Genomic DNA, 12,109 nt, shown 5'->3' on the forward strand with positions numbered 1-12,109 from the left:
TTATAACCAATTCTTTTCTACTATATCCCTTATGTGGTATGTGGTAATGATACTGGCACCTGCTCTGGCAAAAGCATGCATGGTTTCCATCACCACTTGTTGTTCGTTTATCCACCCCTTTTCAGCTGCAGCTTTCACCATCGAGTATTCACCCGATACATTGTAAGCAGCCACCGGAAGGTCTGTGTGTTGTTTTAAATGGTGAATGATGTCCATGTAAGCCAAAGCCGGCTTAACCATTAACACATCTGCACCCTGAGCCTCGTCTAATAAAGCTTCCCTGATCGCCTCATTTCCATTTCTGAAATCCATTTGATAAGCTTTCCGGTCTCCTTTACTCGGTGCACAGTCTGCCGCTTCGCGGAAAGGACCGTAATAAGCCGAGGCAAATTTAGTGGCATGCGACATGATCGCTGTGTTCACCAGGGAATGCTGATCCAAACGCTCACGTATCGCCTGGATACGGCCATCCATCATGTCAGACGGGGCAAGCATATCAGCACCTGCCTGCGCATGCGTAAGTGCCATTTTAGCAATCAGCTCCACCGACTCATCGTTTTGAACGTAATCATTTTTCATGATTCCACAGTGACCATGGGTGGTATATGAACATACACAAACATCCGTTACGATGTATAAATCATCACCGAAGTTCTTTTTCAGTTCCCTTATGGTTTCCGGAATCAGCGAATGATCATGGTATGCAACATGTGCATCTTCAGATTTCTCCTCACCAACACCAAAAAGCATAATTTTGTTTACACCTAGTTTCAGGCCTTTCTCCACATCAGTAAGCAGTGTATCTGCCGAAAAGTGACTGATACCTGGCATGGCATCAATCGGATGTGTGATATTTTTCCCTGGGACAACAAAATAAGGATAGATGAACATATCTTTAGATAAGCGGGTTTCCGCTACCATTTCTCTAACGATTGGATTTTTTCTTAACCTTCTTGGCCGGTGTAACATGTTTAACCTCTCTTTTTAATTATTTGACATCTATTCCAAAAACTGCTTCGGCCAGGCCGATCTCGTCAGGAGAATAGGGCAAGATATATTTTACACCCATCTCATCAAATTTTTTACCTGTCGAATGACCGATGGCAATAACCTGCTGTTCTGGATCTAATAAGTTATTTGCAAAATAAGCTTCTACGTTTGAAGGGCTCGTAAATATCAACACTTCTGCAGAAGTACGGTCTATATCTTCTTCAATTACCGTTTCATAAATGGGTAAGTCAACGACTTTGGTGCTCGGTTTTAAAAACTTTTGCATGCTTAACAGCGAATCCTGTGCCCTTGGAAACAACACAGTCTGGTTTTCTGCAACAACAGCAAAAAGTCTGGCAACCTCATCAATATCGCCACCCTCGCCAACATAATCAGCCACATGACCATGTTTCCTTAATTCATCTTCTGAACCTCTGCCCACAACGCCAAACTTAACGCGTTTTGATAAAACCGGATTTAGCTTAAAAAAGTATTCCACGCCATTACGACTGCTAAAAAAGATCCAATCTAAGTTCTTTAAGTAAAATGGATCAAGCCTAAGTACAATTGGAAAGGTGCGTATTAAAGAACGTCCGTCAATTTCTATCTGGTGTTTAGCCAAAGCTCTTCTAAAATAGTTATTCTCACCAATTTCACGTGATATGAACACTTTTGAAGGTAATTTTCGCTTAGCTGTAAACTTTTCAACAATCTTTTCGGCCAAGCCATCTAAGGTTGGTACACGATAGAAAAGCCTGTCTGGAAAATGTTCGTCTGTTTCCGCTTTTGACGTCCACACTTCATACTGCCCGTTTTCTTTTTTACAGTAACAACCCAACGGCATATGACATCCACCCTGGAAAAGGTTTAGCACCTTACGCTCCACAGCAATCTCCGAAGCAGTTTCCTCATGGTGGATTTGTTGCAATAAGTCAAACAACTCCTGATCTTTTTCACGAATCTGTATGCCTAAAGCACCCTGAGCAGGCGATGGAACCAATTCTGAGGTATCCAGCACTTCAACATGAAACTCACTCAAATCAATACCTAAACGATTTACACCAGCTTTAGCCAGTAAAATCGCATCGTAATTTTCATCACGCAATTTCTGTATACGGGTAGGTACATTGCCACGTAAATCTTCAATATTTAATTCAGGGCGTAGCGCCAGCAACTGTGCTTTACGACGGTTTGAAGAAGTTCCAACCATGGCCCCTGTTTTTAACGAAAGTTTTTGAGTAACATCTACACAATCTTTCAAAATAAGTAAAAGTTCAGCAGGGTCTTCCCTTTCAGGAACCGCTGCAATGATCAATCCGGCAGGGTGAGCTGTCGGTAAATCTTTATGCGAATGCACGGCCAGATCAATACGGCCATCCAACAATTCTTCTTCAAGTTCTTTAGTAAAAAAACCCTTTCCTTCAAGCTTATCAAGCCTGAGGTTTAGGATTTTATCGCCTTGGGTTTTGATAATCTTCAGTTCAGCTTCAGCACCAATTGCTGCTAACTTATCTTTAATGTAATTGGCCTGCCATAAAGCAAGATCGCTGCCTCTTGTGCCTATAATGAGTTTTTTCACGTACGAAACTATAATGTATTTGCTGACTAATATAGCTAGAATTAGCTGTTTTTAACTAATATTTCTTTTGCCATGACCATAGGAACACTTATGTATTTCTTCTCCATATAGTTCATTACCCTTTCCAGAACTTCCTTTGATTTATCATCAAGTCCATTAATCTCGTCAGCAAAAATACCGTTAATGGCAGTATGTTTGATTTCCTTAATTTTTTGCGGAACACTGCTCATGGCTATCTCAATTTTACGCTGACGAAGCACTAAATCAAACTCCTGGATGTTCTGTTCAATAATCTGCTCTGCATTAACTAGTTCATTATAACGCTCCTGGATGTTCTTTCTGGCAATCTCTTTCAAAGATTCTACCTCGATGTAATGAACAGGATATTTGCTAAGTATTTCAGGAGCGGTATCATTTGGAATAGCCAAATCAACGATCACCTTTTTGGTTACATCGCCCAGCAGTAGTTTTTTGTAAATCTCATCTGTAATAATGGGTGCTGTAGCACCAGTACAGGTAACAATCACATCAAAACCCTCTGTGTAATTCTCCAGATCATCCAAGGTATAAGCCTTTCCATGTAACTCTGCTGCAAGCTGTTCTGCTTTTTCCAGTGTGCGGTTAAAAACAGAAAAAGTAGAGTAAGTATGTTTTTTTAAATATTGTGCAATGTTGTGGTTAGTCTCTCCTGCTCCAACAATTAGCACCCTTGATTTGGCGCACATGTTCAGATCACGAAGTTTGCGGTAAGCAAGTGACACAACGGAAACAGGATTTTTAGAGATATTGGTAAGTGTATAAACTTCCTTTGCCGTTTTTACTACACGATCCATCATGGTCCGCATGTAATCGCCGGTAAAACCTGCCAAACGGCATGACTCATAAGCTTTACGTATTTGTGCTAGAATCTCTTTCTCACCAACCACCAAACTTTCTAATGAGCACGATGTACGAAGTAAATGGTTAAAAGCAGCCACCTTTTCATAGGTAGAAACGTTAGCCACAAACTGTTCCATGTATTCTTCCGGCAACCCCATATCAAGCACCGTTAAGAAACGTGTGATAAATTCTGCATCAAGTACACTACTGGATGTAAAAATAAACTCCACTCGATTACAGGTTCCTACGTAAAAAATCTCCTTCACATTCAGCTGTTCCTGAATGTTTTTTAACCTATCATCGAGCGTTTGCTCACATATAACCAACTTACCTAAAGATTTTAGGTCGATCTGTTTATGTGTAAAAGCAATAATCCTTAAATATTCCAATTGTGTTTGAGTATTATTTTTTTGCGAAACAAAAGTAACAAGACCATTGTGATCGTCTGTCATTATGCTGTAATTAAGCTCTATTTAGAAAGATTTTAAATTATTTAATAAGATTAAACATTACCTCATGTTCAATTGTTACAGCAGTTAACTAGCCAAGTAACAGCCTTATGATACAGAAGACAGAGTTTATATTAACGGGATCAGGCGAAAAAATCATCCTAGGTGACAATACTTATGACGATTCACATACAAAACCTGAAGTCATCCTCTTTATTCATGGCTTTAAAGGCTTCAAAGACTGGGGTGCACATAACCTGATAGCAGAATTTTTTGCTTCGAGAGGCTACCGTTTTGTTAAGTTTAACCTATCTCACAGTGGCGTCATGCCCGAAAACCCTATTGACGTAAAAGACATGGACACCTTTGCTGCCAACACCATCAGCAAGGAACTGGCCGATGTGAACACCGTTATCAATTATATTGCACACACCTATGCCGGTGCTAAAATTACCCTTATAGGGCATAGTCGGGGCGGTGGACTTGCCATATCAAAGGGAGAAATTGATCCCCGCATTCACAGGGTGGTCACCTGGAGTGCAGTGTCAGATTTCAGTAGCCTTTGGAAACCCGAGCAGGAAGAAGAATGGAAAAGAACAGGTCGCATATATGTAGAGAATGCGCGTACAAAGGAAAAAATGCCATTAGGCAGCGAGTTATTAATGGATTACAAAGCCCATAAAAAGGAGTTTGATATCATAGAGGCTGCCAGCCGACTGAATATACCATGGTTGATTCTACATGGCGATGAAGATGTAAATGTACCCTTTTTCGTAGCCCAGCAACTCGCACAGGCACAACCTAATGCCATCATCAACAAAGTTGCAGGTGCCAATCATGTATATGGGGCTTCACACCCTTATACAGAAAGAATGATGCCACCGCACCTCCAGGAAGTTTGTGAAAAAACCTTACAATTTATAAAAGAAACGCCAGGCTAGTTTTGCTCCAGCCAGTTGCCATCACCTTTAATCAGATCAATAAGATCATCCAGAGCGCTTTCGGTATTCACGTTTTTCTTCACCACCTCTTTTCCACGGTAAAGGGTTATTTTACCAGGACCAGTACCCACGTATCCATAATCAGCATCTGCCATCTCCCCCGGCCCGTTCACAATACAACCCATAATGCCAATTTTTATGCCTTTTAAATGGTCTGTTCTTGAGCGGATCAATTGTGTCGTTTCCTGCAAATCAAAAAGCGTTCTGCCGCAGCTTGGGCAGGAAATATATTCAGCTTTTGATATCCTGGTCCTGGTAGCTTGTAAAATACCAAAACTGGTTGTGTTAATTGCCGATAAGGCTACTTGTGGTGCATCAATCGATATCCCATCACCAAATCCATCAGTAAGCAGCGCACCAAGGTCTGTTGCTGCATACAACATCAGGTCCTCGGCATTTAAGTCCGGATAGCTCCGTTTGATGATTACCGGAACAGACAGTTCAGCTTCCAGCAACGCAATAAAGAAAGCGCGTTGTATGGCCATACCATTAACAGCATCAGTTTCAAGCAGGATCACAGTATCGGGTCCCAGCAAGGATAAATCTACCGCTTCTCCAGCTTTGATCAACACCAGGTTAAGGAAATTATCTTTCACCACCGTCTGTGCATAATCAGCAAATGGTATAATAGGATGGCAATTGGTTTTATCTTTTAAAGTAAGCCAGGTAGCATAATTATAAACTTGTTTTAAATTACCTGGAAAGGAAAATGAAGGTAACTGGTCGCCAAGATATACCATGTCGCAGGCCTGATCGGCCATATTGTATTTATCAAGCAACGCATCGTAGCGATAACCAGCAACAGTCAAAAAGTAAGGGTCCTTAAGATTCTGTGAAGTTACATCAAGCATTACCACAGGATGATGCGTGCCACCCACATGTTGTACCGGGATGGTCGTCCTACGGCTATACGCAAAGGGGCTGTACGGCAGGTCCTTCACCAGAATACTTTCCCTCGAGGTTATCCCTTTTGCAGCTTCAGCTTCCTGTAAAATAATTCTTTTGTCGTAACGTGCAGCTAATGCTCTGGCTACAGGAGCTTCAAACTCCGGATCTTCGGTTAATGACACCCTAATCGTATCGCCCAGACCATCTTCAAGCAAGGTACCTATACCCACGGCCGACTTAATCCTTCCGTCTTCCCCATCACCTGCTTCGGTAACACCTAAATGCAGTGGATAATTCATACCTTCTTTAGTCATCGTGTCTACCAGCAAACGATAGGCCTGCACCATCACCTGTGTATTACTTGCTTTCATGGAAATCACAAGATTGTAATAACTCAAGTCTTCGCACATGCGGATAAACTCCATGGCCGACTCTACCATGCCCCTTGGTGTGTCACCATAGTGACTCATAATTCGGTCTGATAAAGAACCATGATTGGTACCTATGCGCATAGCGGTACCATACTCTTTACATATTTTTACCAATGGGGTAAACTTCTTGTAAATACGCGCCAATTCTGCCTCATAGGCTAAACTGGTATATTCTATATTCTCAAAACGTTTTTTATCAGCATAATTCCCAGGGTTCACCCGTACTTTTTCTACAATCCTGGCGGCAGTTTCTGCAGCATTGGGCGTAAAATGGATATCAGCAACCAAAGGCACATCGTAACCACGCAGTCGAAGTTCCTTCTTAATGTTGGCTAAGTTTTCTGCTTCTTTGATGCTTGGAGCTGTGATTCTAACATACTCACACCCGGTGTTCACCATCCTGATGGTTTGTTCAACGGTTGCCATGGTATCCATGGTATCAGTGGTGGTCATAGACTGTATCCTGATCGGATGATTCCCACCCATAGGGATATGCCCTACAGAAACTTCCTTTGTTAAAAATCTGGAGTATTGCAATGCTATTTTTTCCATGAACGGCAAAGATAAAGATTAAATCAATCTATCTTTAATAACTAAAGTATTTGCTGCGATGTCATGCCAGCATTGTTGCTTTTTATTGAGAAAACTATAGAGATAGCCAAAAAAAAATGGAATAACAGACAGAACCTTAGCTATATTTCTTAAAAAGCTTTTACCAGGAGAAATCCGGTTTCCCATTAAATCTGTAACCTTGATATTAAGTAATCTTTTACCAATTGTACCTTGCGATTTAGAAGCCTCGGCAAGCGTACCATACACAAATTTTGCCAGAATGATGCTCGGAGAAAAAGCTGCGAATAACATGATCCTTTCCATCTTTTCAGTCACGAAAATAAAACAGACCAACATCACGGCAATATAAACCAGGCTGATCAGGAAAAAGTCTATCGCCGAAGCCAGCAGGCGCTGATCGAAAGATGCAAAATACTGCGGCGCGGTATGCTGGAAGGTAAAACCTAAAAGTGCACGTAATTCAGGGAATTCGTGCGCTTCTTTATAATCATCCATACCGGGTTTTCTCACAAAAGTACCCGACTTTATTTTTAAGGTGGCGAGTTGTTCCAGTGCATATGGCCCCTGTGGTTTTCCGTCAATTACTACGGTATATGAATCATTTTGCACCATTTTAGCTATTAGTATCTTTTCACCTCAAAGTTACTCAAACCACCGTCGAAGTTGATAAATATCTTCTTAGTAGACGCTTTATAATTTGGAGTTTCGTAAACGTTATCATTTATTTTAGTAAAACCAGCGAAGTCTCTGGATGATAAGCCTGTTTTTGTATTAATGCGGCAGCCAGATCCCTCAGGAACGTTAATCACAACGTTGGCAACACCAGTTTTTACCACTACATCAGTAATTGGCAAAAGATCACCCACCTTAATATCAAGCGCAGCAGCACCACCATCAAAACGGATCGAGCGAACTTTGTATGGAGCAAGATCAAAATCTACTTCTCCGGCACCCATATTAAAGTTAATATTCCACACCGGAATGGTATTTAGTAAAAAACGTACCTCGTTACCCCCACCCTTCATATTCCACTTGGTCTTTTTGCTTTGCATTTTAAAAGTAAGTGTTTGGGTACTGTCGGTAATTTCCTTTTTAAGTGTGTAATTACCACCGCGGCCATTAACCTCTGCTGCAATCAAACTGTCAGTTGCACCTTCCAAACCAAAAGATGATCCACCACCGGAAATATTTAAAGAGACTTGTTTTGTGGTATCAATATCAAATGGTTCACTAAAACGTACATTCCGAGAAGGCGCGTTATCATCATCATTGTCTATATCAATATCTATGTCGCCCTGGATTCCATCAGAAAACCATTGTTGCGCCCGTGGGGGTTGCTGGCCTTTGTAAAACAAAAAACCTAACATCACCACCAGGACACCGATGGAAATACTCATTCCTACTTGTGAATTCTTGCGGTTAAACAAGATATTTACCCCGGCTATGATTAGAAACACCGGCCAGAAACGCCAAACATTACTCCAGTAAAAATCAATTACGTTAAAGTTCTCCAATAAGAGTACACCACCTACAAACAGCAGTATAATACCCCACATTATTCTATCCAGTCTCATTTTCCAGTTATTTAAGATATAAATTATTGAACAGCAATTTTACAAAGGTGTTGTAGTTGATTCGTCAGGCTTCTCAGCATCTGTTGGCGCAGCGGCCACATCTTCTTGTTGTTTTTTCCAATCTTCCCAGGCATTCTGACGTTTCGATTTCGCAATAAGGCTTATGCCGATAGCTACAAATATCAAAGGCCATAAGCGCCACAAGCTGAACCAGTGAGGAATGATATTAAATTCATACATCAGGAAATACAAACCAATCACCAGTAAAATCAAGCCCCCTATGGTACGCCCGGTATCATTATTCTTTTTGATAAATTTATAATCCGCCGGATTAGCAGTTTTAAAATCACCCTCACTAAAAGTCGATGAGCTCCAGTTGGGTGCCGTACTTGATGTTACATTTTCTTCCGAACCAAAAGCAGTGGGCTCCTGGAAGCCGGCACCACCCGGTTGCTGGGTTTTAAAAAAATCATTATATTTATCAAAACGAGCTGTAGGATTATAATTTACCGGTACCACAATCCACATCACCAGATAAACTAAAATACCTGTCCCCATTAGAAAAATACTGGACAACACAAAAAGCAGCCTGATTATGGTTACATCTACCTCCATATAAGTGGCTATTCCAGACGAAACGCCGGCAATCACCTTGTCGTTCTCATTTCTATACAATCTCTTTTCCATAACTTGGTCTCCTTTATCAGTTAAAGTCTCTTGGCCGTAAAATAACTTCATCAACATTTACACCAACACTTAAAAGTAATATGGTGCTTATCGTATCCGCAATATCCTCAGGCTGAACAAACTGTTCTTTTGGGATCTCTGTTCCTTCCCAGGAAGCAGTTAATGTAGAACCCGGTAAAATTGCGGTAACGCTAACGTTGTATGGCGCTAATTCCTGCCGCAATACATGATTAAGACTAAGCAAGGCTGCTTTAGTTACACTATAACTACCAGCATTTTTAACATATTCCTTACTGGCAATAGAACAGATATTAAAAATATGGCCAGAACGCCTGTCTCTCATTACTTTACCAAAAAACCTGGAGAAATGGTATGCAGCATTAAGGTTAAGTGATAGCTGTGAAGCAAGGTTCTCTTCTGGCTCGTCTAATATAGACCCCGGCAAAAAAGCACCGGCATTGTTCACAAGCACATCAATAGCCCCTAATGATGAAGCAGCAAATTCACAAAATCGCTGCACCGCTTCGCGGTCACTGCAGTCGGTAGCTAAAAACACCACCCGTATGTCGTAGGTTGTTAACTCTCTGGCAAACAACTGCAGATCATACTCACTCCGAGCACATAACGCTAAATGATAACCTTCCTTTGCTAAACTGAGGGCAATGGCGCGGCCAATTCCTTTGGTTGCCCCGGTTACTAATGCATTCATTGTTTTATGGTTTTATACTTTCTAATGTACGTAAAAGGTAGCAAAGGTAAATTAAGTTTAAAGAAATTCAATTAGGAGCATATATGACCTATTCCTGTTTCCTAATTAATTTCAGGTTAATAGCAATTTGAGTCCAAGTTTTGACTAAAAAAACTCGGACTCAACTTGGACTGAACTTGGACTCAACTTGGATGCAGGATTAGTCCATGTCGAAAAATTATGTGTTTTTAGACCACTTTTTATGGCACTGCCGACCACAAAAACATGCCTTCGGAAATTGTTTATTAACTTAAAATTTATTATTTTACGGCAAAACGATATCTACACTTAACTCATAAAATGGATAGAAACCTTACTCAACTATTACAACACAGCCGTGCCATTCTTCTTGGCCTCGCAGGCATCATCATCATATGGAACACGGTGTTTCAAATTGGAACGGAAGAAGTTGGCGTGATTACCAGGCTAGGCCGCTATTCCCGCACGGTAGAACCCGGATTAAATATAAAAGTACCCTTTGCAGAGCGAGTACACAAAGTGCCGGTAGAACGCCAGCAAAAGCTGGAGTTTGGATTCCGGTCGACCAATGGTGGCCAGCAATCGCAATATTCCAAAGATGGGGTGTCAGATGAATCGCTTATGCTTACCGGCGACCTTAACCTGGCCGACGTGGAATGGGTAGTGCAATACAGGATTAACGATGCTTACAACTACTTATTTAAGGTTCGCGACCCTGAAAGCACCTTAAGAAATATATCTGAAGCGGCTACCCGACAAGTGGTGGGCGACCGTACTGTAAACGAAGTGTTAACCATCGGCAGAACGGAAATTACGGTAAAGCTACATGAACTCATTCAACAAATCTGTAATGATTACAGTATGGGCGTGAAAATTGAGCAGGTCGTATTACAGGATGTTAATCCTCCTGACCCGGTAAAAGCAGCATTTAATGCAGTAAACGAAGCGCAACAGGAAAAAGAAACCCTGATTAACCAGGCGAAGTCTGAATACAATAAAGTAATTCCAAAGGCCAGCGGTGAAGCGAAAGCAACCATTCAGAAGGCTGAAGGTTATGCTATAGAAAGGGTAAATAATGCACAGGGTGAGGTAGCCAGGTTTAACGACCTGTACACGGAATACGTCAAAGCACCGGAGGTAACAAAAAAACGTATCTATTTGGAAAACATGAGCAGTGCCATATCCAAATTGGGCAATGTGCTGATCACAGATCAAAACGGCGCAAACGTACTGCCTTTACTCCAGATGCAATTTAATAAAGACAAAGAAAACCCTAAGAAGAACTAACATGAGAAGAAAACAAATTTTGACTGGCATTATTGCCTTCCTAGGACTTATTTGTTTGTTGCTGAGCACCTATACCGTTCGGGAATACGAACAGGTTGTGGTTACTCAATTTGGCCGCCCTATTGGCAACGCCATTACTAAACCGGGCATGTATTTTAAACTCCCCTTTCTGCAAACCACCAATGTATTTGAAAAAAGATTTATGGAATGGGTGGGTGATCCTAACCAGTTACCTACAAAAGATAAGAAGTTTATTTTTGCGGAAACCTACGCCCGTTGGCAGATCACCGATCCTTTACAGTTTTTTAAACGTCTAACAAATGAACGGGGTGCCCAATCAAGGCTGGACGACATCCTGGATGGTGAAACCAGGAATGTGGTGGCCAAACACAATATTGAGGAATTGGTGAGAAGTACCAACCGTAAACCAGAACTCGATTCCATAGGCGAGGTATTAGGAGATTCGCTGGCGCGTGTGTTTGTTGGCCGCGACAAAATGCAAGACATGATTTTGGCATCAGCTAACAAACAAGCCAAAGAGCTGGGGATTAAAATACTTGATTTCCGTTTCAAAAGAATTAACTATGTTAAGGAAGTGCAGGAACAGGTTTATGAACGGATGAAGAGTGAACGTTATAACGTAGCCGATAAATTCAGGTCAGAAGGTCAAGGGGAAGCTTCCAGGATTAATGGAGAGAAAGACAGAGAATTGAAAAACATCCAGTCGGCGGCCTTTAAACAAGCCGAGCAAATTAAAGGAAAGGCTGATGCTACCGCTGCAGAAGTTTACGCTTCAGCCTATAACAAAAGTCCTCAGGCAAAGAACCTGTACAGCTTTTTGAAGTCGATGGAAACGCTCGAAAAAACTTTTAGTGATAAAACATCTGTGGTACTTTCTACCAATAGTGAAATCTATCAATACCTTAAAAAATCAAATTAAAAAAGAAAGCCACAACAATATTTATTGTTTCTTTGTATTAATATTGTATTTATACCTAGCTAATAATCGATAAATGAATTTCACCAACTTTGGTAAGTATATCC

Annotated in this window: 11 protein-coding genes; 3 read left to right on the forward strand and 8 right to left on the reverse strand. The window is 41.1% G+C overall.

Annotation, left to right across the window (positions count from 1 at the left end; translation table 11 throughout):
• Genes hemB through hemA form a run of 3 tightly spaced genes read right to left on the reverse strand, consistent with a single transcriptional unit; the run spans position 1 to position 3,837 of the window.
• Complete coding sequence (gene hemB, locus ACR2F3_RS08130; protein ID WP_432709485.1) at positions 1–969, reverse strand: porphobilinogen synthase; 969 nt, start codon at positions 967–969, stop codon at positions 1–3.
• A 19-nt stretch (positions 970–988) separates the two neighbouring features.
• Entirely contained in the window at positions 989–2,569 is a 1,581-nt protein-coding gene (gene hemC / locus ACR2F3_RS08135; protein WP_432709486.1) for a hydroxymethylbilane synthase, read from the reverse strand.
• A 41-nt stretch (positions 2,570–2,610) separates the two neighbouring features.
• Complete coding sequence (hemA, locus tag ACR2F3_RS08140) at positions 2,611–3,837, reverse strand: glutamyl-tRNA reductase (RefSeq protein WP_432709495.1); 1,227 nt, start codon at positions 3,835–3,837, stop codon at positions 2,611–2,613.
• Between the two features lie 170 nt (positions 3,838–4,007).
• On the opposite strand from hemA, the gene ACR2F3_RS08145 reads away from it, so the two are divergent.
• Positions 4,008–4,838, forward strand: a complete 831-nt coding sequence (locus ACR2F3_RS08145; RefSeq protein WP_432709487.1) for an alpha/beta hydrolase family protein — start codon at positions 4,008–4,010, stop codon at positions 4,836–4,838.
• Here the strand turns inward: ACR2F3_RS08145 and ispG are convergent.
• The 5 genes from ispG to ACR2F3_RS08170 are packed head-to-tail and all read right to left on the reverse strand — an operon-like array spanning position 4,835 to position 9,760.
• Entirely contained in the window at positions 4,835–6,769 is a 1,935-nt protein-coding gene (gene ispG, locus ACR2F3_RS08150; protein ID WP_432709488.1) for a (E)-4-hydroxy-3-methylbut-2-enyl-diphosphate synthase, read from the reverse strand. The genes ACR2F3_RS08145 and ispG overlap by 4 nt on opposite strands.
• A gap of 18 nt (positions 6,770–6,787) precedes the next feature.
• Positions 6,788–7,402 (reverse strand): RDD family protein, encoded by a 615-nt coding sequence (locus ACR2F3_RS08155; RefSeq protein WP_432709489.1) that lies wholly within the window; start codon positions 7,400–7,402, stop codon positions 6,788–6,790.
• 8 nt (positions 7,403–7,410) lie between these two features.
• Complete coding sequence (locus ACR2F3_RS08160; RefSeq protein ID WP_432709490.1) at positions 7,411–8,364, reverse strand: LiaF transmembrane domain-containing protein; 954 nt, start codon at positions 8,362–8,364, stop codon at positions 7,411–7,413.
• 39 nt (positions 8,365–8,403) lie between these two features.
• Positions 8,404–9,051 (reverse strand): PspC domain-containing protein, encoded by a 648-nt coding sequence (locus tag ACR2F3_RS08165; RefSeq protein ID WP_432709491.1) that lies wholly within the window; start codon positions 9,049–9,051, stop codon positions 8,404–8,406.
• 16 nt (positions 9,052–9,067) lie between these two features.
• Positions 9,068–9,760 (reverse strand): SDR family oxidoreductase, encoded by a 693-nt coding sequence (locus ACR2F3_RS08170; protein ID WP_432709492.1) that lies wholly within the window; start codon positions 9,758–9,760, stop codon positions 9,068–9,070.
• Positions 9,761–10,099: 339 nt separating this feature from the next.
• On the opposite strand from ACR2F3_RS08170, the gene hflK reads away from it, so the two are divergent.
• On the forward strand, positions 10,100–11,065 hold the full coding sequence (hflK, locus tag ACR2F3_RS08175) for an FtsH protease activity modulator HflK (RefSeq protein WP_432709493.1): 966 nt from the start codon (positions 10,100–10,102) through the stop codon (positions 11,063–11,065).
• Position 11,066: 1 nt separating this feature from the next.
• Complete coding sequence (gene hflC, locus ACR2F3_RS08180; protein WP_432709494.1) at positions 11,067–12,005, forward strand: protease modulator HflC; 939 nt, start codon at positions 11,067–11,069, stop codon at positions 12,003–12,005.
• Positions 12,006–12,109 lie beyond the last annotated feature (104 nt).

Origin of the sequence: Pedobacter sp. (assembly GCF_045627485.1) — a bacterium.
Classification (GTDB): domain Bacteria; phylum Bacteroidota; class Bacteroidia; order Sphingobacteriales; family Sphingobacteriaceae; genus Pedobacter.

Excerpts from the sequence above, each read along its gene's own strand:
- hemB (WP_432709485.1), bottom strand. The coding sequence starts at position 969 with ATGTTACACCGGCCAAGAAGGTTAAGAAAAAATCCAATCGTTAGAGAA.
- ACR2F3_RS08145 (WP_432709487.1), top strand. The coding sequence starts at position 4,008 with ATGATACAGAAGACAGAGTTTATATTAACGGGATCAGGCGAAAAAATC.
- ispG (WP_432709488.1), bottom strand. The coding sequence starts at position 6,769 with ATGGAAAAAATAGCATTGCAATACTCCAGATTTTTAACAAAGGAAGTT.
- ACR2F3_RS08155 (WP_432709489.1), bottom strand. The coding sequence starts at position 7,402 with ATGGTGCAAAATGATTCATATACCGTAGTAATTGACGGAAAACCACAG.
- ACR2F3_RS08160 (WP_432709490.1), bottom strand. The coding sequence starts at position 8,364 with ATGAGACTGGATAGAATAATGTGGGGTATTATACTGCTGTTTGTAGGT.
- ACR2F3_RS08165 (WP_432709491.1), bottom strand. The coding sequence starts at position 9,051 with ATGGAAAAGAGATTGTATAGAAATGAGAACGACAAGGTGATTGCCGGC.
- ACR2F3_RS08170 (WP_432709492.1), bottom strand. The coding sequence starts at position 9,760 with ATGAATGCATTAGTAACCGGGGCAACCAAAGGAATTGGCCGCGCCATT.
- hflK (WP_432709493.1), top strand. The coding sequence starts at position 10,100 with ATGGATAGAAACCTTACTCAACTATTACAACACAGCCGTGCCATTCTT.
- hflC (WP_432709494.1), top strand. The coding sequence starts at position 11,067 with ATGAGAAGAAAACAAATTTTGACTGGCATTATTGCCTTCCTAGGACTT.